Below are 23,935 nucleotides of genomic sequence, written 5' to 3'. Positions count from 1 at the left end.
TTGCATATCAGGTGGGGAACGCCTCGGCGTAGATCGCCGCGAGGTCGTCGCTGTACGGCGCCGAGAAGCCGCACACGCTGACCTGGCCGTCACGTGCCGACACCAGGTAGCGCTCGCCGGCGCTGAACTGGAAGCCCAACCCGGCATCCGTCGGCTGATCGCTCGGCGCCGTCACCTCGACGGTGTCGGTCGGTCCGCCGGCGTACCACTTGCTCGGCATGAGCGTCACCCGGTCACCGTCGATGGCCGTCACGGTCCCGTCGAAAGCGATGTCGACGGAGGCCAGCGTCTCGGCGTTGGGGACCATGCACTTGGCATTCCCAGCGGGTGCCGAGACCTCCAGCTGGGTGGCGCCCACCACCGGATCGTCGGCGGTCGGTGTGGCGTCGTCGCCGGTCAGCGCGCGGACGCCGAAGATTCCGGCGCCCGCGATCACCAGGACGGCGGCGGCCGCGACCAGCCAGGTCAGGGGTCCACGGTTGCGGGTGCCGGTCTCGCGGCTCTCGGTGGTGAGCTCGGTGGCCATGACGTCCTCCAGGAGTCGGGCCACCTCGTGCGGGGCGGCCGGCGGGAGGGAGGCGGCCGGGTCGGACGCGTGTAGCCGCGCCTGCAGCTGTTCGTCGTTCATGGCCTTCTCCCCTCTCTCGACCCTTCATGTCCGGCAGCGCCCGCGGTCTTTCGCAGCTGGTCCTTGAGCTTCTCGCGAGCGCGGTGCAGTCGGATGCTCGCGGCGTTGGCGGTGATGTCGAGGACGGTCGCGATCTCGGCCGGTGTCAGCTGCTCCCATGCCCACAGGCGGAGCAGCTCCGCGTCGTCGGGCCGCAGCGCCGCGAGCGCTACGACCAGGTCGCCGTCCGCCTCTGCGGGCGCCGGTGCCGCCTCGAATGGCGGGTCGACGGTGGCGATCTTGGCGGCCAGCCGCTCCTGGCGGCGTACGCTTCGCTCGGCGTTGAGCAGGCAGTTGCGGGCCACGCCGTACGCCCACGGCAACGGCTCCTCCGGCAGCTCCGCCACCCGCCGCCAACACACCAGCAGGGTCTCCGCCAGCACGTCGTCGGCGGTCGCCGCGTCAGTACGCCGGGCGAGGAAGCGCCGCAACGGCTCGATCAGCTCCGGGGCGACCGCCTCGAAGCGCTCGCGTCGGCTCTCGTCCACGGGCACCACCTTCACACAGGCCGGTCGAGTCTGGAGTTTCGATAGGCCGAACGGCCCCGGGCTGACGCCCGGGGCCGTTCGTTGTCTTGCTTGGTGCGTGTTGAGGCTGGACTCAGAAGTCCATGCCGCCCATGCCACCGGTCGGGTCGCCGCCCATGGGCGCCGCCTTCTCCGGCTTGTCGGCCACGACGGCCTCGGTGGTGAGGAAGAGCGCCGCGATGGAGGCGGCGTTCTGCAGCGCGCTGCGGGTCACCTTGGCGGGGTCGATGATGCCGGAGGCGATCATGTCGACGTACTCGCCGGTGGCCGCGTTCAGGCCGTGACCCGGGGTCAGGTTGCGCACCTTCTCCGCCACGACGCCGCCCTCGAGGCCGGCGTTGATCGCGATCTGCTTGAGCGGGGCGTCGGACGCGAAGCGCACGATGTTGGCACCGGTCGCCTCGTCGCCGACGAGCTCGAGCTTGTCGAACGCGGTGGCCGCAGCCTGCACGAGCGCCACGCCGCCACCGGCGACGATGCCCTCCTCGACGGCCGCCTTCGCGTTGCGAACGGCGTCCTCGATGCGGTGCTTGCGCTCCTTGAGCTCGACCTCGGTGGCCGCGCCGACCTTGATGACCGCAACGCCGCCGGCCAGCTTGGCCAGGCGCTCCTGCAGCTTCTCGCGGTCGTAGTCGGAGTCCGACTTCTCGATCTCGGCACGGATCTGGTTGACCCGACCGGCGATCTGGTCGGCGTCGCCGGCACCCTCGACGATGGTGGTCTCGTCCTTGGTGATGACGACCTTGCGGGCCTGGCCGAGCAGCTCGATGCCGGTCGACTCGAGCTTCAGGCCGACCTCCTCCGAGATGACCTGGCCGCCGGTCAGGATCGCGATGTCCTGCAGCATGGCCTTGCGGCGGTCACCGAAGCCCGGGGCCTTGACGGCGACGGACTTGAAGGTGCCACGGATCTTGTTGACGACCAGGGTCGACAGCGCCTCACCGTCGGTGTCCTCGGCGAGGATCAGCAGCGGCTTGCCGGACTGCATGACCTTCTCGAGGAGCGGCAGCAGGTCCTTGACGTTCGAGATCTTCTGGTTGGCGATCAGGATGTACGGGTCCTCGAGGACCGTCTCCATCCGCTCGGGGTCGGTGACGAAGTAGGCCGAGATGTAGCCCTTGTCGAACCGCATGCCCTCGGTGAGCTCGAGGTCGAGGCCGAACGTGTTCGACTCCTCGACGGTGATGACGCCTTCCTTGCCGACCTTGTCCATCGCCTCGGCGATGATCTCGCCGACCGTGGTGTCAGCGGCGGAGATCGACGCGGTCGCGGCGATCTGCTCCTTGGTCTCGATGTCGATCGCCATGTTGGAGAGCTGCTCCGACACGGCGGCGACAGCGGCCTCGATGCCGCGCTTGAGGCCCATCGGGTTCGCACCCGCGGCCACGTTGCGCAGGCCCTCGCGGACCATCGCCTGGGCGAGGACCGTGGCGGTCGTCGTACCGTCGCCGGCGACGTCGTCGGTCTTCTTGGCGACCTCCTTGACGAGCTCGGCACCGATCTTCTCGTACGGGTCCTCGAGCTCGATCTCCTTGGCGATGGACACACCATCGTTGGTGATCGTGGGGGCGCCCCACTTCTTCTCGAGCACGACGTTGCGGCCCTTGGGACCGAGGGTGACCTTGACGGCGTCGGCGAGCGTGTTCATGCCACGCTCGAGACCACGCCGGGCCTCCTCGTTGAAAGCAATCAGCTTGGGCATAACTCCTGCGATTCCTCACGCTTAGAGTTCGGGGATCCGGCTCGATGGGTTGCCCGCGACGGACGACCCTGCTGACCCGGCGAACCCTTTCTCGCCGGCGCGGAGGGCCTCAACTTGCACCGATCCGGAGTTGTCACTCTCATGACGAGAGTGCCAGCGTCATGTTTAGCACTCGACCCCTGCGAGTGCAAGATCGGCGCCGCCCTCAGGAGTGGAGCCGGGCGAAGCTGGACTGCCACCCAGGCGTCACCGACATCACCCGCCGGAACGTCCGGGTGTCGACGTCCCACGCGATCAGCAGGTCGCGATCCTCGGCCACCGACTCGTAGACCACGGTGTCGGCGTCCAACCAACCGGCGACCGGCGGTGCGTCCATCCAGCGCTCGTCGTCGATGCCGGTCATGAAGGCCAGGATGCTCGAGCCCTTCAGACCGCCCGTGACGACCAGGTACGCCGGCCCAGCGAAGTACACCGCCGACTCGCGGATCGGGATGGCCGGCCCCATCCCCCAGCTCTGCGCGCTCCGGGTCGCAACCCCGTCGTCGATGGCGCGTTCCAGACCGTACGGGTTCCGCATCGCCTCCATCAGGTCGAGCACCTGCGGCGGCGCGATCTCTCCGCGGCCCGACGGCACCCCGTCCACGCTGAACAGCGGGCCCGTGGGCGCGCGCTCGCGCGGGAGGACCAGCAGGTCGTCAAGCTGCCAGCGGACGTACGCCGTCTCCGCACCTCTGGCGTCGAGCTGCGACCACTCGTGGGTGGCGAGGTCGTAGAGCGACAGGTGACCGTGCTGGGGGAAGACCAGCCGTCGGCCGTCCGGGGACAGCATCGAAGGGGTGGCCAGCGAGTGCGGGACGCCGGTCGCGTCCTCCCACGGCTCCAGCGCCGTCAGGTCGAGTCGGCGCAGGTCTCCGTCGGGCGCAACCAGGACGACGCTCCTCGGATCCTGGAAGTCCGGCCCGGCGAACGCCGCGACCGCGCGTTCGATCGGCGAGTCGGCCAGGTGGGGCACCTCGGCGGTCAGGTCGATCTCGCGCGGCAGCGGCGAGTCGCGCAGCCAGGGCAGGTTGAGCTCCTGGTCGAGGTCGGGGCTCCACCAGACCGGCAGGTCCTGGTACTCCGCGTCGCCGGGCGAGGTCGTCTCCGTCGGAGTCGGGACCTGTGGCGCAGGCTGCACGTCACGGCCCCAGCCGTCCCTCACCGCGACCACCCCGCCGACCACCAGCGCGACCGCGAGCACCGTCGCGCCCGCTCCGATCACCGGGCCTCTGCGGAGACGTCGTACGGCGCGCGGCGGGCGGCCGAGCTCGATCTCGTCCAGGCTCACGTCACCACCTCCGCCTGTTGTAACGCGGCAGGGGCGCAGAAGGTTGGGGCTAGCCCCTCACTCCACCTTGCCTGCGGACCTGCTCGGCGATCATGTCGGCGAACGGGCCCGCATTGTCGGGGAGGACGTCGAGGTAGAGACCGGGCTCGGTGAGCTCGACCTCGCTGACGACCAGGCTGCCCTTGTGCCGCATCAGGTCGACTCGGCCGTAGGTGATCTCCTGGCCGAGCAGGTCGGCTACCGCGGCGATCGCTCTCATGGCGAGCGCGGCCGTGTCACGACCGAGTGGCACCGGACGTGACGAACCGCCGAACTGCTCGTGCACCCGGATGTCGGTGGTGCTGGGCAGCTTGTCGACCTGGCTGATTGCATGGCCACCGATGACGAAGACCGACATCTCGCCGTCGTGGTGGATGGACTCGACGAGCGGCTGCACGATCCACGGCCCCTCGTGACCGTCCTCGGGCTCCCAGACAACCGGGTCGCGGACCAGCTCGAGCGCGCGGCCCCCGGCGCCGACCCGAGGCTTGACCACCGCGATGCCGAAGCGCTCCGCCTCCCGGCGTACGTCGGCGACGGTGTCGGCAGCGCGAGTCGGGACGACCGGGAGCCCGTCGTCCTGGAGGTCGAGCAGGTAGCGCTTGTCGACGTTCCACCGGAAGACCCGGAAGCCGTTGAGCAGCGTCGGGCCCAGGCCGGAGGCCCAGCCGAGGAACTCCCCCACCCGGGAGTCGTAGTCCCAGGTCGCGCGCACCGCGATCACGGCGGCACCCGACCAGTCGACGGCCTCGTCATCCCACACCACCCAGCGCGAGTCGAGGCCGCGGGCGTCCAGGGCCGCGTCGAGCGCGGCGTGCCCCGGCTCGCCCTCGGGCAGCCCGGAGCAGGTCACCAGCAGTACGACGGGGCGCTCACTCATGCGCGCAGACTAGGGCCTCACGCGGTACCGCGGATGACGAGGTGCGTGGGGAGCATCCGGCCCGGGTGCGCGGCACCGGGCGTCCGGGTCGTATCGAGGAGCATGGCGACCATCTCGCGACCCATCTGCTCCGGCGACTGGTGCACCGTCGTGAGCGGGGGCCGGGTCGACAGCGCGATCGGCGCGTCCTCGAAGCCGACGACCGCGACGTCCTCCGGCACCCGCCGGCCGGCATCGGCCAGCGCCCGCAGCGCGCCGGCGGCCATCAGGTCGTTGGCACAGAAGACCCCGTCGACCTCGACCCCGCGGGACAGCAGGGCGCGCATCGACTCCTCGCCGCTGGCCTGGCTGAAGTCACCGCGGACCACGAGCCGGTCGTCGACCGCGAGGTCTGCCGCGACCAGCCCGGCGACGTACCCCTCGAAGCGCGAGCGTCCGGCGACCATGTCGGCGGGCCCTGCGATGGTGGCGATGCGTCGGCGACCGAGGCCGGCGAGGTGGGCGACGGCGAGCTGGGCACCCTGCACGTTGTCGACGTCGACGAAGTCGCTGTCGGCGTCGTCGCGGCGGCCGCCGACGACGACGGGCACGCCGTGCGCGCGGATCCGGTCCGGCAGCTCGTCGTCGTCGTGGAGCGAGAGGAGGAGGACCCCGTCGACGTGCTGGCGGGTGAGGTAGTCGTCGAGCGCGCCGCGGCGCTGCGAGGCCTGCGCGAGCAGCAGGATCAGCTGCCGGTCGGCCTCGGCGAGCGCCGAGCCGATGCCCCGGATGATGCCGGCGAAGAAGGGCTCCCCGAAGACCCGCTCCTCCGACTCGGCGATCACCAGCGCGACCGCGTCGGTGCGTCGCGTGACCAGCGCACGAGCCGCGGCGTTGGGGACGTAGCCGAGCTCGGCGATCGCCTGCTCGACGGCGAGACGTGCCCGCTCGGAGACCTTCTCGCCCCCGTTGATGACCCGGGACGCCGTACCGCGGCCGACCCCGGCCCTCGCCGCCACCTCTTCGAGGGTCGGGCGGGTGCGTGGCGGTCGGCTCATGGCGTCAGTATGCCCAGCCGACCCGCCGCCGGACGCGCGAACGGCGGGCCTGGGACGTCGAGGAGTCCCAGGCCCGCCGCACGTAGGGGCCCGGCCGCGGACCGCCGTCCGGGCCGGGCACTGCCACCACGTCGTTCCGAGGCCATCGCGCGGTCCACCCCTCGTAGCTCCGTGGCGAGTGGGAGCGTTCCCACAACTCACTGTGCTGCCTCGCCGGACCGGGTGTCAAGCGTCTGCTGTCGAAATGCTCCGAGCTCGCGCGTCATCTCGGTGCCAGACTCATCCGCACGACGAGAGGAACCGTCATGACCACGTACGTCGTCCTGCTGCCCGGCCGCGAGGACACCTGGGAGGCAGCGTCCGAGGAGCACCGCTCCGCGATGTATGCCAAGCACGGTGAGTTCGCGCGGCTGCTCGCCGAGCGCGGGCACACCATCACCGGTGGCGCCGAGCTCACCCCCTCCCGCGACGCCCGCGTCGTACGCCGGTCCGGCGACGGCATCGCGGTCACCGAGGGGCCGTACGCCGAGACCGTCGAGCAGCTCACCGGCTTCTACGTCGTCGACACCGACGACCTCGACGACCTGCTCGAGGTGTGCGGGGTCCTGGCCGACGCCGAGGGCGCCGTCGAGGTGCGGGCGGCGGTCGGCGGGAGCGGAGGTCCGGCATGAGGTTCCTGGTGCTGATGACCGAGGCGGACCACTTCGCCACCTGGGACGCGGCCTCGGAGTCCGAGCAGCAGGCGGTGTTCGACGCCTTCCAGGCCTTCGACAAGGCAGTCATCGCCGCCGGTGGCGAGCTCGTGGGCGGCGAGGCACTGACCCGTCCGACCGAGGCCAGGACGCTGCGGCCTGGCGCGGACCGGGTCGTCACCGAGGGTCCGTACGCCAAGACCGTCGAGCAGCTGGGTGGGTTCTACCTCGTCGAGCTGCCCGATATCGACGCCGCCATCGAGGCGGCCCGGCTGCTCCCGTCGGCGTACACGATCGAGGTCCGGCCGGTCCAGCCCACGTGACCTCGCTCGAGTCGCTGCTGCGCGACGAGTGGGGCCGGTTGCTGGCCCTGCTCGTCGCGCAGTTCCGCCGGCTCGACCTGGCGGAGGACGGGCTGGCCGAGGCGTTCGAGGCGGCGGCGCGGACGTGGACCGTCGCGCCCGACAACCCGCCGGCGTGGCTGCTGACCGCCGCCCGGCGACGGATCCTCGACCGGCTGCGCGCCGAGGCGGTGGCGGCGCGGAAGCTGCCGTTGCTCGCCGTCGAGGCATCGCTCCAGGAGGAGGCGCAGCAGGTGATGGCCGATGCGGGGGTGCCGGTGCGCGACGAGCGGCTCCGGCTGGTGCTGCTCTGCGCGCACCCGTCGCTGCCGCCGGAGTCGGCCGCCGCCCTGACGCTGCGGCTGGTGCTGGGGGTGCCGACCGAGGACATCGCCCGGCTGTTCCTGGTCCCGACGCCTACCATGGCGGCCCGGCTGACCCGGGCCCGGAAGCGGCTGGCCGGAGAGTCCTTCTCGATCCCGGACGACCTCTCCGCCCGCGTCGGGGTCGTCGCCGACGTGGCCTATCTGGCGTTCACCGCGGGCTACGCGCCCGGCTCCGGCCCCGACGTGCTGCGCGCCTCGGTCGCCGGGGAGGCGATCCGGTTGGTGCGGGTGCTCCGCGCAGTGCTGCCCCCGTCGTACGACCTCGTGGAGCTCGACGCCCTGCTCGCGCTGATGCTCCTCCAGCACTCGCGTCGTGATGCCCGCACCGTCGGCGGGCGGCTCGTGCTGCTGCCCGACCAGGACCGGTCGCGGTGGGACCTCGCCGACATCACCGAGGGGCTCGACCTGCTGCAACCGTGGGTCGGCGCCCCGGCGTCGCCGTACCTCCTGCAGGCGCTGATCGCCGCCGAGCACGCGGTTGCGCTCGAGCCCGGCGACACCGACTGGGACCGGATCGTGCAGCGCTACTCCGAGCTGGAGGCGTTGACCGGATCGCCGATCGTCCGGCTCAACCGGGCGGTCGCCGTCGCCGAGGCGTCGGGTCCCGCCGCCGGACTGTCGGTCCTGGAAGGGCTGGCACTGCCCGGCCACCGATTGCCCGCCACCCGCGCCGAGCTGCTCGCCCGCTCCGGGCGACTCGACGAGGCGCGCACGGCGTACGACGAGGCGATCGGCCGCTGCGGCAACCTGGCCGAGCGAGCGCACCTGATCGAGCGCCGAGCACGGTTGTAACGCGGTGTTGTGGGATCCATGAGCCCGTTAGAACAGGGTCACCAGATCCCACAACACCGCGTTACATGCCGGGTCGCGCTCAGCAGCCGCCGGCCACGGCCGGGATCACCGAGATCTGGGTGCCGTCGGGCGTGGGGGTGCTCAGGCTGTCGAGGAACCGCACGTCGTCGTTGTCGACGTACACGTTGACGAAGCGGCGCAGCTCGCCCGACTCGTCGAGGATCCGGCCCTTGATTCCGCTGAAGTTCGCGTCGAGGTCGTCGAGCACCTCGGCCAGGTTGGCGCCGGTGGCGCTGACCTCGGATTCGCCACCGGTGTAGGTGCGCAGGATGGTCGGGATCCGGACGGAGACGGACATGAGGCTCCCTATCGGTGATTCAGGTTCAGGCCAGGCCGGTGGCGGCGAAGGCGGCGTACGTCGGTTCGATGGTCGCGGCCGGTCCGACCTTGCCGGACACCGCATTGAGCGTCTTCAGGCCGTGTCCGGTGTTGATGACGACGGTCTCGAGGGAGGTGTCGAGCTGGCCGGTGTCGACCAGCTTCTTCAGCACGGCGACGGTGGTGCCGCCGGCGGTCTCGGTGAAGATGCCCTCGGTGCGGGCCAGCAGCACGATGCCCTCGCGGACCTCGTCGTCGGTGACGTCCTCGACGGCCCCGCCGGTCTCGCGGCAGATGTCGAGCACGTAGATGCCGTCGGCGGGGTTGCCGATGGCGAGACTCTTGGCGATCGTGTCGGGCTTGACCGGGCGGATCGCGTCGACGCCGGCCTTGTAGGCGACCGAGACCGGGGAGCAGCCGGCGGCCTGGGCACCGAAGACACGGTAGGGCTTGTCCTCGACGAGGCCGAGCTTGATCAACTCCTGGAAGGCCTTGTGCACCTTGGTCAGCTGCGAGCCGGACGCGACCGGGATGACGATCTGGTCGGGCAGCCGCCAGCCGAGCTGCTCGGCGATCTCGTAGCCCAGCGTCTTGGAGCCTTCGGCATAGAACGGGCGGACGTTGACGTTGACGAACGCCCAGCCCTCCTCCTCGCCGGCGATCTCGGAGGCGAGCTTGTTGACGTCGTCGTAGTTGCCGTTCACGGCGACCAGCGACTCGGTGAAGATGGCGGAGTTGACCTGCTTCGGCTGCTCGAGGTTGCTCGGGATGAAGACCACGGTCTTGATCCCGGCCCGGGCGCCGGCGGCGGCGACGGCGTTGGCCAGGTTGCCGGTGCTCGGACAGGCGAACACCTTCGCGCCGAGCTCGCGGGCAGCGCTCAGCGCGCACGCCACGACCCGGTCCTTGAAGGAGTTGGTGGGGTTGGTCGAGTCGTCCTTCACCCACAGGCTGGTGATCCCGAGCTGGTCACCGAGGTTGTTGGCCCGCAACAGGCGGGTGAAGCCGGGCTCGGTGTTGGGGCTGGCCTCGATGTCGGTCGGGACCGGCAGCAGCGCCTTGTAGCGCCAGATGTTGGCCGGGCCGGCCTCGATCTGCTCGCGGGTGACCTCGCCGAACTGGTACGAGACCTCCAGCGGCCCGAAGCACTCCGGGCAGGCGTAGAAGGGGCCGAGCTCGACCGAGTGGCCGCACTCGCGACAGGCGAGGTTGGTCGCGTTGCCGAACGCGCCCTCGCGCAGGGTGTTCGTCTTCTCGATGACTGGTGCGCTCATGAAGTCCTCCTTCTCATCTTCTCCGGCTGCGACGGTCGCGCCGGACGGAATTGGCACCGTTTCCGCGAACCGCATCCCGATATTTCCGGGCGGCGGAGGTACGCGGCGGTTGCCGGGACTTCACAGGGCCGTATCCCTCTGTCCCTCTTGATGAGCTGAGAAGAACTCTACTTCGCCCGTCTCACCATGTGCACATCGGTTCCGCGATGTGGGATCTGAGCGCACAGAGAGACGGGTCGTCCGCCTCAGAAGGGTCTATAGACGCTTCTGAGGCGGACGACCCGAACCATCAGGCTGCGACGGTGGCCGCCTCCGGGGCCGATTCGAGCGCACCGCGTACGACGTCGAGCACATCACCGACGACGTGGACGGTGACCGTCTCGAGGACGTCGGCGGGCACGTCGTCGAGGTCCGGCTCGTTGCGCAGCGGCACGAACACCTCGGTCAGGCCGTTGCGCTGGGCGGCGAGCAGCTTCTGCTTGAGCCCGCCGATCGGCAGCACCCGGCCGTTGAGCGTGACCTCACCCGTCATCCCGACCTCCGAGCGCACCGGTCGCCCGGTGGCCAGTGAGGTCAGGGCGGTGACCATGGTGATGCCCGCGGACGGTCCGTCCTTGGGCGTGGCGCCGGCCGGCACGTGCACGTGGATCGACTTGTCGAAGAACGACGGGTCCACGCCGAGCTCGACCGCGTGCGCCCGGACGAAGGACAGCGCGATCTGCGCGGACTCCTTCATCACGTCGCCGAGCTGGCCGGTCAGGGTGAGCCCCGCCTTGCCCTCGCTGGCCGATGCCTCGATGAAGAGCACGTCGCCGCCGAGCCCGGTGACGGCCAGGCCGGTCGCGACACCCGGCACCGACGTACGTTCGTGCGCCTCCGGCGTGAACCGCGGGCGACCGACCAGCTCCTTGAGGTCCGGCTCGTCGATGTCGACGTGCGTCGCTCCCGTCGCCAGCTTGGTCGCCGCCTTGCGCAGCGCCTTGGCGAGGAACCGCTCCATCTGTCGTACGCCGGCCTCGCGGGTGTAGTTGGCCGCGATCTCGCGCAGCGCCGCGTCGGTGACGCCGACCTCGTCGGCGGTCAACGCGGCCCGCTCGAGCTGGCGCGGGAGCAGGAAGTCGCGCGCGATCGCGACCTTGTCGTCCTCGGTGTAGCCGTCGAGGGTGACCAGCTCCATCCGGTCCAGCAGCGCCGACGGGATCTGCTCGACCACGTTGGCCGTGGCGATGAAGACGACGTCGGACAGGTCCAGGTCGAGCTCGAGGTAGTGGTCGCGGAACGTGTGGTTCTGCGCCGGGTCGAGCACCTCGAGCAGCGCCGCGGCCGGGTCGCCGCGGTAGTCGGCGCCGACCTTGTCGACCTCGTCGAGCAGCACGACCGGGTTCATCGAACCGGCCTCCTTGACGGCCCGGACGATGCGGCCCGGCAGCGCGCCGACGTACGTCCTCCGGTGACCGCGGATCTCGGCCTCGTCGCGGACGCCGCCGAGCGCGACCCGGACGAACTTCCTGCCGAGGGCGCGCGCGACGGACTCGCCGAGCGACGTCTTGCCCACGCCGGGAGGGCCGGCGAGCAGGATCACCGCACCGGAGCGGCGACCGCCGACGATCTGCAGGCCGCGCTCGGCACGGCGGGCACGGACGGCGAGGTATTCGACGATCCGCTCCTTGACCTCGTCGAGGCCGTGGTGGTCCGCGTCGAGGATGGCGCGGGCGTTGACGAGATCGGTGGAGTCCTCGGTCGTGACCTCCCACGGCAGCTCGAGGACGGTGTCGAGCCAGGTGCGGATCCACCCGGTCTCGGGGCTCTGGTCGCTGGACCGCTCGAGCTTGTCGACCTCCTTGAGGGCGGCCTCGCGGACGGCCTCCGGCAGGTCGGCGGACTCGACCCGGGCGCGGTAGTCGTCGGCGCCCTCGGGCTCGCCCTCGCCGAGCTCCTTGCGGATGGCGGCGAGCTGCTGACGCAGCAGGTACTCGCGCTGGGTCTTCTCCATCCCGTCGCGGACGTCCTCACCGATCTTGTCGGTCAGCTCGGCCTCGGCGAGGTGCTCCCGGGTCCACGCGATCAGGGTCTCGAGCCGCGACTCGACGTCGGGGTTCTCGAGCAGCTCGCGCTTGCGGTCGATCGAGACGTACGGCGCGTAGCCGGCCGAGTCCGCGATCGCGCTCGGGTCGGACATCTGGTGGACCTGGTCGATGACCTGCCACGCCTCGCGGCGCTGGAGCACGGCAACGACGAGCCGCTTGTACTCCTCCGCGAGCTCACGGGCGTGGTCGCTCACCACGTCCTCGACCGGCTCGACCTCGACCCACAGGGCAGCGCCGGGCCCGGTGACGCCGGAGCCGATGCGGCCGCGGGTGCCGGCCTTGAGGACGGCGGCGGGGCTGCCGCCGCTGAAGCGGCCGACGCGGTCGACGGTCGCGATCACGCCGTACGACGCGTAGCGGTCCTCGAGCCGCGGCGCGACGAGCACCTGGTTGTCGGAGCCGGCGCGGGCCGCGTCGATGGCGGCCTGGGAGGACTCGTCGAGCGCGAGCGGGACGACCATCCCCGGCAGCACGACGAGATCGGACACGAACAGAACGGGAAGCCTGGTGGCGGTCATGCGAACGCCTCTCCTTCACGAAGATTGAGTGATGCCGACTCAACTTCCGAAGGGCGCGCGGTGTTCCGGAGACCCCCTCCTGTTCACCGTGGGCGAACGGAACCCGCATCCACCGTCAGCTGGCGGAGCAGGTCGAGGACTCCCTCGGGTCCCTTGACGACCACGTCGGAGAGGGGGACCAGGGCGCTCTCCTCGGCGGAGGCGGAGCAGACCAGGAGGGTGGGCATGCCCGCGGCGCGGAGCTCGGCGACCGCCTCGAAGGCCTCCATGTCGCCGAGGTCGTCCCCGGCGAAGAGGAAGGCCCCGGCGTCGAGCTCGTCCACGAGGGTGCGTACGGCGAGGCCCTTGTGCATCCCGGACGAGCGGACCTCGATCACGTTGCGACCGGGCTCGGTGATGAGCTCGTGGTTCTGGGCCAGGTCGCGGATGAGCGGGAGCAGCCGTCTGAAGGCGGCGTCGGCGTCGGGAAGCCGGCGGGTGTGCACGGCGACGGCGAGGCCCTTGTCCTCGATCCAGGCGCCGGCGGCGTCGGCCCGCCGGAGCACGCCGGTCAGCTCGCGCTCGAACGACGCGAGGCCGCGCGGCGGGCGCGGCGACACGATCCGCCGGCTCTGCGACGACCACCGCTCGTTGCCGTACTGGCCGAAGACGTAGAGGTCGGCGTCGGCGCTCGCGAGCGCGTCGCCGACCTCCTCGAGGCCGCCGAGGTCCAGCACCTGGCGGGCCGGGCGGCCGGTGATCACCGCGACGGCGGCGACCTCACGAGCGAGATCGAGGAGTACGTCGGAGGCGTCGTCGTGGATGTGCGCGCGCTCCGGGTCGTCGACGATCGGCGACAGCGTGCCGTCGAAGTCGAGACCGACGATGGCGCGGCCCGCGACCTTCACCAGCTCGGCGTACCGCTGCTCTCCGTCAGTGGAGGTGAACTCCATGCCTCCACCCAACCATCACGACGTCGGGTTCGGATGGCCGGTCCGCCAAATGTGGCGAACTGCTCAGTCGAACGGGCTCAGTCCAGCGGAGCGGTGAGGATCAGCGTCAGCCGGTCGCGGCGCATCGGGTCGACCGCGAGTGCCGTGCGCTGGATGCCGAGATCGAGCGCCAACGTCTTCGCCGAGCGCTTGAGCCGCTCCGGGTAGTAGACCGTGGTCGCCGGGATGGTGCCGTACCAGTTGTCGGAACCGACGACCTGCCAGCCCATGTTGGTCGCGCGGTCGGCGACCTGGCCGGCGAGGCCGGTGACCCCGGAGTTGTTGTAGACCTCGACGTAGACCTTGCCGCGCTGCACGGCCGGCTTGGGCTTCGGCTTCGGCTTGTACGACGCGGACGGGGCTCCGTCCGACGGTTGGGTCGGCTGCTCCTTGACGACCGGCGCGACCTCGCGCTCGGTCGGCTCCCCGCCGCGGGTGGCGACGAACGCGACGGCGGCCATGGCGACGGCCAGGATGCTCAGGATCACGACCGGGGACGGGAAGACCGCGCCCCGCTGGTTGCGGATCGGCTGGTTGCGGATCGGTGCCATCGCTCAGACCTCGAAGCCCAGGCGGCGCGCGGAGCGCTGGCGCTGGCGGGCGGCACGCAGACGGCGGAGGCGACGGACCAGCAGCGGGTCGGCCTCGAGCGCCTCCGGGCGGTCGATGAGGGCGTTGAGGACCTGGTAGTAGCGCGTCGACGACATGTCGAACTTCTCGCGGACCGCAGTCTCCTTGGCGCCGGCGTACTTCCACCACTGGCGCTCGAACTCGAGGATCTCGGCGTCACGCGCGCTCAGGCCGGGCGTGGCGTCGCTCGCCTCGCCGGTGAGTGCGTTGGCGGCGTCCATGATTTCCTCCCCCGAAGGGCAACGACAGTGCTGGTCAGCCTCACTATAGGGCGGTGAACCACAACGATGTGATTCGCTCGGCGGCGAGTCGCGGACGGCTAATCTCGCGGTCATGGCAGCAGACATCGGCAGCGACGTCGGTTGGGGCATCCTGGCCACCGGCAAGATCGCCCAGACCTTCGCCGGCGACCTCGCGCTGGTCCCCGGAGCCCGGCTGGCGGCCGTCGGGTCGCGGCGCCTCGACAGCGCCCATGCCTTCGCCGAGCAGTACGCAGGGCCGAACGAGCAGAGCGGCGCGGCGGCGTACGGCTCCTACGAGGAGCTGGTCGCGGACCCGAGCGTCGACGTCATCTACATCGCGACGCCGCACGCCCTCCACCTCGACAACGCGCGGCTGTGCTTCGAGGCCGGCAAGCACGTGCTCTGCGAGAAGCCGCTCACGCTCGACACGGTCGAGGCCGAGGAGATGGTCCGGCTCGCGGAGGAGCACGACCGGTTCCTGATGGAGGCGATGTGGACCGCGTGCCACCCGGTGATCCGGGAGCTGCGCGCGCGGCTGACGGCGGGCGAGTTCGGCAGGCCCCGCCACGTGCACGCCGAGCTCGGCTTCCGGGTCGACGCCGGCCCTGACGACCGGATGCTCGACCCGGCGCTCGGCGCCTCCGCCCTGCTGGACATGGGCATCTACCCGCTGATCTTCGCCCACCTGATGCTCGGCACTGCCGAGCAGCTGACCGCGACCGCCGACCTGTCCGACCGAGGCATCGACCTCGATGTCGCGGTCGCCGGCCGCTACCCCGGCGGCGCACTCGCGACGCTGACGGCGTCGATGACGTCGTACTCCTCGCGCACCGCCGCCATCGCCACCGACCTGGGCCGGATCCACCTCGACGACTTCCACCACCCGTCGAAGGCCGTCTTCACGCCGTACGGCGAGGGCCCGGGCAGCTGGGTCGTCGAGCCGGGCGAGCCGGTCGAGGTGCTCGGCGAGGAGCCGGTGATCGGCCGGGGCTACGGCAACGAGATCGCGGAGGTCGGCCGGTGCCTGCGGGCCGGCCTGCGCGAGAGCCCACTGGTCCCGCACGAGCAGACGCTGACGCTGCTGCGGCAGATGGACGACCTGCGCGCGCAGGTCGGCGTGACCTTCGCGGGTTAGCCCAGGAAGCGAAGCACCGCCGCCACCCGGCGGTGGGCGGTGTCGTCGTCTGGCGAGAGCCCGAGCTTCGCGAAGATCCGCTGGGTGTGCTTCTCGACCCCTGCCAGTGACACCGAGAGCGCTTCGGCGATGGCGCCGTTGGACCTGCCCTCCGCCATCAGAGAGAGCACCTCGCGCTCGCGCGGAGTGAGGTCGGCGAGCGGGTCCCTGTTGCGGCCCATCAGCTGGCGCACGACCAAGGGATCGAGCACGGTGCCGCCGGCGGCGACGGTCTGTACGGCGCCGAGGAAGTCGTCGAGGTCGCTGACCCGGTCCTTGAGCAGGTAGCCGACACCGCCGTCGCCGGTCGCGAGCAGGTCGTCGGCGTACGACACCTCGACGTACTGCGACAGCACCATCAGCCGGGCCTCCGGCCACGTGCGTCGTACGTCGACGGCGGCACGGAGCCCCTCGTCGGTGTGGCTCGGCGGCATCCGGACGTCGACGATGCCGAGGTCCGGCCGCTGCTCGAGCATCGTCGCGACGAACGACGGGCCGTCGCCGACCGACCCGACCACCTCGTGGCCGGCCTCGACGAGCAGCAGCTGAAGCCCCTCCCGCAGCAGGAGTGAGTCATCCGCGACAACGATCCTCATCCCAGTCCTCTCATCCTTGGAGCACCGGGATCCGTGCGACCAGGACGGTGCCACCGCCCTCGGGCGAGGTGACCTCGAGGGTGCCGTCGACGGCGGCGAGCCGCTGCCGAAGGCCGGCGAGTCCGAGCCCCTTCGCGAGGTGCGCGCCGCCGATGCCGTCGTCCGCGACGCGCACCTCCACCTGCGAGCCGGCGTCGATCACGGACACCGACGCGGACGCCGCCGCGCTGTGCTTCGCGACGTTGGTGAGCGCCTCGGCGACCACGAAGTAGACGGCCGTCTCGACATGCGGTGGCAGCTGCGCGGGTACGTCGATGCGCGACTCGATCGGGACCGCACTCTGCGCGAGCATCTCCTCGAGCGCTGCCGCCAGGCCGCGGTCGACCAGCAGCGGCGGCGCGATCCCGCGGCTCAGGGACCGGAGCTCGGCGACGGTCTCACGGGCCTGGGCAAGCGCCTCGTCGATGGTGGCGGCGGCCCGGTCCGGGTCGTCGGAGACCTGGCGCTTGGCGCGACCGAGGTCCATGGTCAGGCGCACCAGTCGCTGCTGGGGACCGTCGTGGATGTCACGCTCCAGCCGGCGCATGGACTCCGCCTCCGCGACCCGGGCGGCGTCGCGGCCGCCCTCGACGCGGGCCACCTCCTGCTGCAGCTCCGCGCGGCTGCTCAGCAGCACCCAGGCCAGGCTGGCGTGGATGGTCGCGACGAGCCGGACCGCCCACGGCAGCGTCAGCAGCAGGACGACGCCGAGAGCGAGGTTGAGCAGGCTCTCCGTCGTACGACCCTCGCCGAGACCGATCAGGCTCGCGAGCCCGGACTCGTCGCCCTCGGGGATCCAGTGCTGCCAGAACCAGTACGTGAGCCCGATGCCTGTGGCGACCCACCAGGCCAGGGTGACCGCGAAGGCAAGCGTGCCGGTCGTCAGACCGACCAGGGCCCACACGACGTCCAGCCAGGACTGGGCATCCTTCAGCGGAGTCAGCTGACGCCGCCAGAAGCCGGCGCCTGCGGGTGCGCAGAGGTACGTCGGGGTCGCCGCGTCGCGGCCGAGCATGCCGCGCAGCCGGATCCGCTCGAACCGCGCGAACCCGCGCGCCACCATGGTGGCGACCGAGATCAGCAGGATGCCGCCGATGAAGATCGCCAGTCCCAGCCCGAGCGCCAGGTCGATGACCACCACGATGAACGCGACCAGCGCGATCGGGAACGCCGACAGGTTGTAGCCGGTCTCCAGCAGCACCCGGCGTACGCCGCGGGGGCGGTCGGTCGCGGGCGCTGACACGGGCGCGGTCGCGGGCGTCGCGGTGGGCATGGTCACGGTCTCCGTCATGGCATCAACGCTAGGAACTCCGGGCGTCCCGCACGATCCTGCCAGCCCGACACCCGTAGTCGGGCCAGCCCGACACTCGGCCTTCTCGGGACGTCATACGGACGGAGCAAGCGGGTGCTCCTTCCGTATGACGTCCCGCGGCCCGGAGGCCCTAGACGTCGGCAACGAGCGGCAGCTGTCGCACACTGGCGAAGCTCCGCTCCGTCCCGTCGACCGGGTCGGTGAACGCCAGCTCGCTCGCGAGCAGCTGGAGCGGTCGGGAGAAGTCGTCGATCGAGACCTCACGCACCACGGGGTAGAGCGGGTCGTCGACGATCGGGATGCCCAGACCGTAGAGGTGGAGGCGGAGCTGGTGGGTGCGCCCGGTGCGCGGCGTCAGCCGGTAGACCCCCAGCTCGCCGTCCGTGGACTCGAGGTCGACGTGGGTCTCGGCGTTGACCGGGGCGTCGGGCACGACCTCCGCCCGCCAGGCGCCGCGCTCCTTGGCGATGTGGTTGCGGACGGTCACCGGGAGCTCGAGGTCCGCGCGCCACGGGGCCAGCGCCCGATAGGTCTTGCGCACCGCGCCGCGCTCGAACATCCGCTGGTAGGGGCTCCGCCAGCGCTGCTCGGTCGCGAGCATCAGCACGCCGGACGTCACCCGGTCCAGCCGGTGCAGCGTCGACAGCTCGGGCAGACCCAGCTCGGCCCGCAGCCGGACGACGACGCTCTGCACCACGTGGTCACCCCGCGGGATGGCGGAGAGGAACGCCGGCTTGTCGACGACCACCAGCCGCTCGTCCCGGTGGATCACCGGCAGCGAGCTCGGCACCACGGGCTCGTCGCGGAGGTCGCGGTGGAACCACACGAACGTGTACGGCGCGCAGGGGTCGTCGTCGCGCACCGGCCGGGCGTCGCCGTACACGAAGCGCTCGTCGGCCAGCAGCCGCGCGACGTCCACCCGCGGTGCGAGCTTGTGGCTCAGCCACGCCCCCATCGTCGGCCACGCACATGCGGCGTCCCGGTCCGGCGTCTGCACCCACGCCGCACTGAGGCCGTGACGGAGAGGCAACGGCGAACGCGGGGGCACCCTCCGACACTAGGCGTCCCCGGCCGCCCGACCCTCGCCCACGGACGGTGAAGATCTCACCCATCGTCTCGACCAGCTGACGGAAGGACCCATCCTCGTCCGGCGCGTGGTCGGGGTTGACCTCGCACATCGTCAGTCCTCGCCAGTTCGGCGCAGCGACCAGCGCCTGGAGGACGGAGGCGAGCTCGACGAGGGTGAGCCCGTCACGACGGCGACTGTTCTCAGCGATCGGGAAGTCGACCCACGAGAGCACGTCGGCGTCCACGTGGACCCACAGCTCGTCGTGACAGGGAGCCCAGTCGATGGCACGTCGGGCCGCGGCGAGCGGGTTGTGGTGCACCTCGCCGAGGGTCTCGACCGTGACATGCCTGGAGGCGACGATCGCCGCCTCGGAGTCGGTGATGTTGTCCTGCGCGAACAGCAGGACGTCCGCGCCCGAGAGCATCGGACGCCGTGGACCGAGCACAGCGAGCTCGCCCAGGGACCCGTCAGCGTCGAGGTCGACGTAGACCAAGGCGATCGAGCGATCGCGCCGCAGCGCCCCCGCCATGCTGCCGAGCTCGACCGTGCAGTCGCCGCCCAGCACCAGCACGTCGTCCGTCTCCAGCGCTATGGCGACGCGGTCCGCGACCTGACGAGCAACGTCGCCGCCGTCGCGCACGCGGCGACCGGCGTCCGTGGAGGCCGTGTCGACGCCATGCCTCGGGCGCCTTCTCCTGGCCCGGCGCATGGCACCGGCACTCGAGTGGGCACCGATGATGGTGAGCTGACGAGTCATTCGCCCAGCCCAGCGCACTCGCTCACGTCGGAGAACCCGTGTGGGTCCGGGAGCGCACGGCCGTGAGCGTCAGGAAGCCGATCGCGAAGACGGCGTACGCGCCCGACAACGCGACCTGCAGCCGGTTGAGGTCGAGCTCGACAGCGTGACCGTGCGGGACCAGCCACACGACGTACGTCCAGAAGACGAAGAGGGCGGGGATCGCCCAGGCCCGCGCCTGGCACCAGAGCAGTGCCAGGACCGGTACGCACCACACCCAGTGGTGGCTCCACGAGATCGGCGAGACGAGCAGACCGGTCAGGGCGGCCGCAGGCAGACCCCAGGCGTCACCGAGTCGTCGGTAGGCGAGCACGGCGACGGTGAGTCCGACGACGAGTACGGCGAGGACGAGCAGCATCTCTGCCGGCGGGGTGTCCCGGCTGTGGTGCGCACGGACCAGCCAGCCGCGCACGGACTGGTTGGCGGCGTTCTCGAGCCGGCCCATCCGGCTGAAGTCGAAGAGGTGGTGGGTCCAATAGGCCCAGGTCGCGTCCGCGTTGACCAGCGCCGTCACGCCGATGGTGACCAGCACCGTCCCCGTGGCGGTCAGCGCCGCCCGGATGCGGCCGGTCAGGAGCAGGTAGACGATCAGGAGCCCGGGCGTGACCTTGATGCCGGCGGCCAGTCCGATCCCGAGACCGCGCCACCGAGAGTCGGCCGGGAGGTTCACGTCCCAGAGGACCAACGCGAGCAGGGCGAGGTTGATCTGGCCGTAGAGCAGGGACGTGGTGACCGGTTCGCTCCAGAGCGCGACCGCCGCCAGCACCCCCACCGTCGCGACCGACGTACGCCCGCCCGCCAGGCGCACCGACTGCCAGCACACGACGACGAACAGCATCAGGTTGACGACGACGGACGCGACCTCGACGAACCCGACCGGCGCCAGGGCCGCCGGCACGAAGACGAGCGCCGCGAACGGCGGGTAGGTGTTCACACCGTGCACGCCGTCGAGCGGCCCGTAGGGGTCCAGCCCGTCGAGCAGGGCCCGACCCTCCGCCCGGTAGACGCGCACGTCCATCAGGTCCGGGTGCACCAGCTGCACCATCACGACCAGCCACACCAGCAGCGAGAGTCCCGCAAGCACGAGGATCCGCGCCGGCACCTGCGTACGCCGCGCGTCGAGCACGTCCACCTCCCGGGTCCCCATGCCTTCCCTATGGCCGGACCGAACCCGATCGTCGCAGCGCCCGGTGAACCGACGGTGTCGACCCCCGGACGGGCCATGCGGATTGAAACGTTACAGCGGGGAAATCTGGAGAGCGTTCGTCCGTTACCCGGCGTACATAGAACAGCCGTTGCCCCGTTCACCCCGATGAAAGGCAAGGCATTCTCCGCATGCCCATTCACACTTCCGGGCGCCGCGCTGCTCGCCTCACCGCAGTCCCCGCGGCCATGGCGGTCGGCCTGAGCATCCTCGCGGTCACCCCGCAGGCGCAGGCGCTGACCAACCTCACCACCAGCAACGGCGCGAACGTCTACATCAACGACGCGCGCCGCCCCGGCCTCGACACCGGCTCGATCCGGAACGTCATCGGGTCGCGGATGGAGGGCTTCGGCAACATCTTCGTCCACGTCGACGCACCCGCCGGCAAGGAGCCGCGGATGAACGACCAGATGATGCGCGGCTTCGGGCTCACGGCCGCCGCGCCCGGGTCGTACCGCTCGACGAAGTCCGTCCGGCTCGCGGACGTCCTGATGACCCGCAAGGTCCAGGTCGCGACGGCGACCAACACGACCAGCTTCTTCGACACCTTCACCAACACCTCGACCAAGTCCGTGACCCTGAAGGTCTCCTTCGGTGGCTCGCTGGGATCCGGGTTCGCCCCGACGCCGGCGACCGGCGTCGCCAGCCCCAACAAGGCCACGATCAGCGGATCCAGCAGCGGCGACGCGGTCGTCGACCCGACTGACACCTGGGTGTCCGCCACGACCCCCACCGTCCCGGGGACCGGTGGGCGGCCGGACACGCTGACCCGGCCGACGGGCGTGGTCGTCGGCGCCGGGGTCGATGAGCTCGGCGACCAGCAGTCGAACCCGTTCACGACGGCCTATGCACCGACCGGCAGCCGGGCCAACGACCTCGGCTTCGTCCGGGAGCTCACGATCGAGCCGGGCCAGACCGAGTCGCTGGCGCAGTACGTCGTCGTCGGCGCCCTGGGCGACTTCACCCAGATCGCGACCGACACCGCCGCGCTTGCGGCGGCGCCGGACTTCTCCAACCTGACGATCGACGAGATCTGCACCCTGCACAACTGGGACATCTCGGCGTACGCCGCGGCGTGCGCCGGTGCCGAGCCGCTGGCGCTGCCCGAAGCAGAGGCCGACGTCGAGCACTCCACCGACATCGCCTACGACGTCACCGGCAAGACCATCGCCCAGCTGCAGGCCGACCTGGTCGCCGGGAAGGTCACCTCGGTCCAGGTCACGAAGGCCTACCTCGACCGGATCGAGGCCTACGACGGAGGCGGGCTCGGCTTCCACGCCTTCATCACCGTCGCCAAGGACGCGGTCGCCCAGGCGCTCGCCGCCGACCAGGCCCGCGCGGCCGGCAAGTCGGGCGACCTGCTGGGCGTCCCGATCGCCCTGAAGGACCTTTACGACACCAAGGACATGCCCACCTCGGGCGGCACCCTGGCGCTGAAGGACTGGCAGCCGGGCGCCGACGCCTGGCAGGTCGCCAAGCTCCGCGAGGCCGGCGCCGTCATCATCGGCAAGACCAACCTGTCGGAGTTCGCCAACTCGGGCTCGTTCAGCGAGAGCGGCTTCAAGCAGACCTGGAACGCGCTCTACCCGTCGAAGACCTCCTTCGGCTCCAGCGGCGGCTCGGCCACCGCGGTGGCCGCCGACCTGGCCGCCGCGGCGATGGGCACCCAGACCGGTGTCTCGCTCTACGCCCCTTCCACCGGCGCCAGCCTGACGTCCTTCCGGGGCACCGACGGCCTCACCAGCACCAACGGCGTGATGCCGCTGACCTGGGCGACCGACTACGCCGGCCCGATCGCCAAGTCGGTCACCGACGTCGCGATCATGCTGGACGCCACGGCGACCCGGACCACCGGCAACAACCCCGACGACCTGCTCACCTCGCGGGTCGACAACACCGACCGACCCGTGGAGTGGAAGTCGGCGCTGAAGTCGACCGCCCTCCAGGGCAAGGTCATCGGCTACGTGCCGACCGCGTTCGCGTCGACCGCCATCACCGACGACAACGCGGGCGCCGTCGCGCTCGCCCAGGCCACCGCCGCCATCACGGCGGCGGGCGGCACTCTCGTCCCGGTCACCGGCGCCACGGCGCCGACCGCACCGCCGTCCAACGGCTTCCCGCAGACCGTCTCCGCGGGCGCCGAGGGGTGGGAGCGCTACATCGCCGAGTCCCGTCCGGCGACGTTCCCCCTCACGACCAAGCAGCTCATGGAGAGCAAGGCCAACCTGACCTACAACGTGTCCAACAACTACTCGACGCAGCCGTTGAGCGACACCCAGGTGGCGACCCTGCTGACCAATCGCGACACCTACAAGGTCAACGCCGCGAGCTGGATGGACACCGCCTTCGGCGCCACCCCGGTCGACGCCGTGATCTACCCGGGCTTCCTGACCAGTGTCGGCAACAACGACGCGACGTCGGCGATCTTCAGCTCCGACCGGGCCTCGGGCGTCATCACGCAGGGCATCGGGCTGCCGACGGCGATCCTGCCGATCGGCGCGAACGCCGAGGGCCAGTCCAACAACGTCCAGATCGTCGGGCGCGCCTGGGACGACGCCAAGGTGCTGGGCATGGGCTACGCCCTGGAGCAGCAGACCAAGGCCGCGATGCACACTGAGTTCGCGCCCGCCCTCGCCTGGGACGGGCCGGCCGACTCGGTCACGGCGCTGACCCTCGCCAGCACCGCGACGAAGTACGGCGCGGCGAACACCGCGTCCGTCTCCGTCACCGCCGACCCGGCCGCCACCGGCACGGTCTCGCTCGAGGTCGCCGGCCGCACCGTCACCGGCACTCTCGCCGCCGGCAAGGCGACGCTGACCCTGCCGTCCGGCGTACCGGTCGGCACCCACCTGGTCACGGCCACGTACACCGGCTCGGCGACCGTGGCCGGGAGCGCCGCCACGGCGACACTCAAGGTGACCAAGGCAGCCCCGAAGGTCGGCGTGAAGCTGACCAAGAAGGCGGTCAAGGCGGGCCAGAAGTCCGCCCTGAAGGTGACGGTCGGTGCCGCGTCCACGGTCCTCGTGTACGACGGCAAGAAGATCCTCAAGACCGTGAAGGTCACCGGGACCAAGAAGGTCGTACTGCCCAAGCTGTCTGCGGGCAAGCACAAGATCCGGGTCTACGTGGTCGCGGGCGAGCAGTACGCCGCCACGTGGAGCAAGACCGTGACGCTGAAGGTCAAGAAGAAGAAGTAGCAACGTCCGACCACCGACGCCGCGGACCCCCCGGGGTCCGCGGCGCTGGTGCGTCACG

At 71.0% G+C, this 23,935-nt stretch carries 21 protein-coding genes, 1 pseudogene and 1 riboswitch; of the genes and pseudogenes, 5 read left to right on the top strand and 17 right to left on the bottom strand.

What is annotated here, in order from left to right:
• Positions 1 to 7: 7 nt before the first annotated feature.
• From ABEA33_RS13495 to ABEA33_RS13470, 6 genes are all read right to left on the bottom strand, one after another.
• Positions 8 to 628 (bottom strand): KOW domain-containing RNA-binding protein, encoded by a 621-nt coding sequence (locus ABEA33_RS13495; RefSeq protein ID WP_345527307.1) that lies wholly within the window; start codon positions 626 to 628, stop codon positions 8 to 10.
• The gene (locus tag ABEA33_RS13490; protein WP_345527306.1) at positions 625 to 1,155 is read right to left on the bottom strand and encodes an RNA polymerase sigma factor; all 531 of its coding nucleotides are present in this window, start codon (positions 1,153 to 1,155) and stop codon (positions 625 to 627) included. Before ABEA33_RS13490 ends, ABEA33_RS13495 begins: the two co-directional genes overlap by 4 nt.
• Before the next feature lie 112 nt (positions 1,156 to 1,267).
• Positions 1,268 to 2,896 (bottom strand): chaperonin GroEL, encoded by a 1,629-nt coding sequence (groL, locus tag ABEA33_RS13485; RefSeq protein ID WP_345527305.1) that lies wholly within the window; start codon positions 2,894 to 2,896, stop codon positions 1,268 to 1,270.
• 205 nt (positions 2,897 to 3,101) lie between these two features.
• Complete coding sequence (locus tag ABEA33_RS13480; RefSeq protein ID WP_345527304.1) at positions 3,102 to 4,223, bottom strand: hypothetical protein; 1,122 nt, start codon at positions 4,221 to 4,223, stop codon at positions 3,102 to 3,104.
• 49 nt (positions 4,224 to 4,272) lie between these two features.
• A complete protein-coding gene (locus ABEA33_RS13475; protein ID WP_345527303.1) occupies positions 4,273 to 5,142 on the bottom strand; it encodes an ATP-grasp domain-containing protein in 870 nt (289 codons plus the stop codon).
• A 17-nt stretch (positions 5,143 to 5,159) separates the two neighbouring features.
• Positions 5,160 to 6,179, bottom strand: coding sequence for a LacI family DNA-binding transcriptional regulator (locus tag ABEA33_RS13470; RefSeq protein WP_345527302.1), 1,020 nt, complete (start codon positions 6,177 to 6,179; stop codon positions 5,160 to 5,162).
• Between the two features lie 305 nt (positions 6,180 to 6,484).
• Here ABEA33_RS13470 and ABEA33_RS13465 point away from each other — a divergent pair, with 305 nt between their 5' ends.
• The 3 genes from ABEA33_RS13465 to ABEA33_RS13455 are packed head-to-tail and all read left to right on the top strand — an operon-like array spanning position 6,485 to position 8,390.
• Positions 6,485 to 6,850, top strand: coding sequence for a YciI family protein (locus ABEA33_RS13465; RefSeq protein WP_345527301.1), 366 nt, complete (start codon positions 6,485 to 6,487; stop codon positions 6,848 to 6,850).
• A complete protein-coding gene (locus ABEA33_RS13460) occupies positions 6,847 to 7,194 on the top strand; it encodes a YciI family protein (protein ID WP_345527299.1) in 348 nt (115 codons plus the stop codon). The genes ABEA33_RS13465 and ABEA33_RS13460 overlap by 4 nt, the downstream gene beginning before the upstream one ends.
• Positions 7,191 to 8,390, top strand: a complete 1,200-nt coding sequence (locus ABEA33_RS13455; protein ID WP_345527298.1) for an RNA polymerase sigma factor — start codon at positions 7,191 to 7,193, stop codon at positions 8,388 to 8,390. Before ABEA33_RS13460 ends, ABEA33_RS13455 begins: the two co-directional genes overlap by 4 nt.
• A gap of 79 nt (positions 8,391 to 8,469) precedes the next feature.
• Here ABEA33_RS13455 and ABEA33_RS13450 read toward each other — a convergent pair whose 3' ends face one another.
• The 6 genes from ABEA33_RS13450 to napA all read right to left on the bottom strand — a co-directional run bounded on the left by ABEA33_RS13450 (position 8,470) and on the right by napA (position 14,469).
• Positions 8,470 to 8,748 (bottom strand): MoaD/ThiS family protein, encoded by a 279-nt coding sequence (locus ABEA33_RS13450; RefSeq protein ID WP_345527297.1) that lies wholly within the window; start codon positions 8,746 to 8,748, stop codon positions 8,470 to 8,472.
• Positions 8,749 to 8,773: 25 nt separating this feature from the next.
• Positions 8,774 to 10,042, bottom strand: a complete 1,269-nt coding sequence (gene thrC / locus ABEA33_RS13445; RefSeq protein WP_345527296.1) for a threonine synthase — start codon at positions 10,040 to 10,042, stop codon at positions 8,774 to 8,776.
• A 10-nt stretch (positions 10,043 to 10,052) separates the two neighbouring features.
• Positions 10,053 to 10,199, bottom strand: a riboswitch (SAM riboswitch).
• Between the two features lie 132 nt (positions 10,200 to 10,331).
• Complete coding sequence (gene lon / locus ABEA33_RS13440) at positions 10,332 to 12,647, bottom strand: endopeptidase La (protein WP_345527295.1); 2,316 nt, start codon at positions 12,645 to 12,647, stop codon at positions 10,332 to 10,334.
• 83 nt (positions 12,648 to 12,730) lie between these two features.
• Positions 12,731 to 13,579, bottom strand: a complete 849-nt coding sequence (gene otsB, locus ABEA33_RS13435) for a trehalose-phosphatase (protein ID WP_345527294.1) — start codon at positions 13,577 to 13,579, stop codon at positions 12,731 to 12,733.
• A gap of 77 nt (positions 13,580 to 13,656) precedes the next feature.
• Positions 13,657 to 14,169: a LytR C-terminal domain-containing protein gene (locus tag ABEA33_RS13430; RefSeq protein WP_345527293.1), complete on the bottom strand. Its 513-nt coding sequence runs from the start codon at positions 14,167 to 14,169 to the stop codon at positions 13,657 to 13,659.
• A 3-nt stretch (positions 14,170 to 14,172) separates the two neighbouring features.
• A complete protein-coding gene (gene napA / locus ABEA33_RS13425) occupies positions 14,173 to 14,469 on the bottom strand; it encodes a nucleoid-associated protein NapA (RefSeq protein ID WP_345527292.1) in 297 nt (98 codons plus the stop codon).
• Between the two features lie 112 nt (positions 14,470 to 14,581).
• Between napA and ABEA33_RS13420 the strand changes: the two genes are divergently transcribed.
• Complete coding sequence (locus ABEA33_RS13420; protein ID WP_345527291.1) at positions 14,582 to 15,625, top strand: Gfo/Idh/MocA family protein; 1,044 nt, start codon at positions 14,582 to 14,584, stop codon at positions 15,623 to 15,625.
• Here the strand turns inward: ABEA33_RS13420 and ABEA33_RS13415 are convergent.
• The 5 genes and pseudogenes from ABEA33_RS13415 to ABEA33_RS13400 all read right to left on the bottom strand — a co-directional run bounded on the left by ABEA33_RS13415 (position 15,622) and on the right by ABEA33_RS13400 (position 20,623).
• A complete protein-coding gene (locus ABEA33_RS13415; RefSeq protein ID WP_345527290.1) occupies positions 15,622 to 16,260 on the bottom strand; it encodes a LuxR C-terminal-related transcriptional regulator in 639 nt (212 codons plus the stop codon). The two genes, ABEA33_RS13420 and ABEA33_RS13415, sit on opposite strands and share 4 nt — an antisense overlap.
• 10 nt (positions 16,261 to 16,270) lie before the next feature.
• Positions 16,271 to 17,590, bottom strand: coding sequence for a sensor histidine kinase (locus tag ABEA33_RS13410; protein ID WP_345527289.1), 1,320 nt, complete (start codon positions 17,588 to 17,590; stop codon positions 16,271 to 16,273).
• Positions 17,591 to 17,741: 151 nt separating this feature from the next.
• Positions 17,742 to 18,566: a pseudouridine synthase gene (locus ABEA33_RS13405; protein WP_345527506.1), complete on the bottom strand. Its 825-nt coding sequence runs from the start codon at positions 18,564 to 18,566 to the stop codon at positions 17,742 to 17,744.
• Positions 18,567 to 18,765: 199 nt separating this feature from the next.
• A pseudogene (locus ABEA33_RS27475) lies at positions 18,766 to 19,389 on the bottom strand (arginase family protein); the annotation flags it as partial.
• A 70-nt stretch (positions 19,390 to 19,459) separates the two neighbouring features.
• Entirely contained in the window at positions 19,460 to 20,623 is a 1,164-nt protein-coding gene (locus ABEA33_RS13400) for a glycosyltransferase 87 family protein (RefSeq protein ID WP_345527288.1), read from the bottom strand.
• A gap of 188 nt (positions 20,624 to 20,811) precedes the next feature.
• Here ABEA33_RS13400 and ABEA33_RS13395 point away from each other — a divergent pair, with 188 nt between their 5' ends.
• On the top strand, positions 20,812 to 23,877 hold the full coding sequence (locus ABEA33_RS13395; protein ID WP_345527287.1) for an amidase family protein: 3,066 nt from the start codon (positions 20,812 to 20,814) through the stop codon (positions 23,875 to 23,877).
• Positions 23,878 to 23,935: the final 58 nt, after the last annotated feature.

The organism is Nocardioides endophyticus, from assembly GCF_039543845.1.
Taxonomy (GTDB): domain Bacteria; phylum Actinomycetota; class Actinomycetes; order Propionibacteriales; family Nocardioidaceae; genus Nocardioides; species Nocardioides endophyticus.
Note: the sequence above shows the minus strand (reverse complement) of the source record. Positions and strands in the feature narration are given on the sequence as shown.

Coding starts and splice junctions, on each gene's coding strand:
- ABEA33_RS13495 (WP_345527307.1), bottom strand. CDS start 628: ATGAACGACGAACAGCTGCAGGCGCGGCTACACGCGTCCGACCCGGCC.
- groL (WP_345527305.1), bottom strand. CDS start 2,896: ATGCCCAAGCTGATTGCTTTCAACGAGGAGGCCCGGCGTGGTCTCGAG.
- ABEA33_RS13475 (WP_345527303.1), bottom strand. CDS start 5,142: ATGAGTGAGCGCCCCGTCGTACTGCTGGTGACCTGCTCCGGGCTGCCC.
- ABEA33_RS13470 (WP_345527302.1), bottom strand. CDS start 6,179: ATGAGCCGACCGCCACGCACCCGCCCGACCCTCGAAGAGGTGGCGGCG.
- ABEA33_RS13465 (WP_345527301.1), top strand. CDS start 6,485: ATGACCACGTACGTCGTCCTGCTGCCCGGCCGCGAGGACACCTGGGAG.
- ABEA33_RS13460 (WP_345527299.1), top strand. CDS start 6,847: ATGAGGTTCCTGGTGCTGATGACCGAGGCGGACCACTTCGCCACCTGG.
- ABEA33_RS13450 (WP_345527297.1), bottom strand. CDS start 8,748: ATGTCCGTCTCCGTCCGGATCCCGACCATCCTGCGCACCTACACCGGT.
- thrC (WP_345527296.1), bottom strand. CDS start 10,042: ATGAGCGCACCAGTCATCGAGAAGACGAACACCCTGCGCGAGGGCGCG.
- lon (WP_345527295.1), bottom strand. CDS start 12,647: ATGACCGCCACCAGGCTTCCCGTTCTGTTCGTGTCCGATCTCGTCGTG.
- otsB (WP_345527294.1), bottom strand. CDS start 13,579: ATGGAGTTCACCTCCACTGACGGAGAGCAGCGGTACGCCGAGCTGGTG.
- ABEA33_RS13430 (WP_345527293.1), bottom strand. CDS start 14,169: ATGGCACCGATCCGCAACCAGCCGATCCGCAACCAGCGGGGCGCGGTC.
- napA (WP_345527292.1), bottom strand. CDS start 14,469: ATGGACGCCGCCAACGCACTCACCGGCGAGGCGAGCGACGCCACGCCC.
- ABEA33_RS13420 (WP_345527291.1), top strand. CDS start 14,582: ATGGCAGCAGACATCGGCAGCGACGTCGGTTGGGGCATCCTGGCCACC.
- ABEA33_RS13415 (WP_345527290.1), bottom strand. CDS start 16,260: ATGAGGATCGTTGTCGCGGATGACTCACTCCTGCTGCGGGAGGGGCTT.
- ABEA33_RS13410 (WP_345527289.1), bottom strand. CDS start 17,590: ATGACGGAGACCGTGACCATGCCCACCGCGACGCCCGCGACCGCGCCC.
- ABEA33_RS13405 (WP_345527506.1), bottom strand. CDS start 18,566: ATGGGGGCGTGGCTGAGCCACAAGCTCGCACCGCGGGTGGACGTCGCG.
- ABEA33_RS13400 (WP_345527288.1), bottom strand. CDS start 20,623: ATGGGGACCCGGGAGGTGGACGTGCTCGACGCGCGGCGTACGCAGGTG.
- ABEA33_RS13395 (WP_345527287.1), top strand. CDS start 20,812: ATGCCCATTCACACTTCCGGGCGCCGCGCTGCTCGCCTCACCGCAGTC.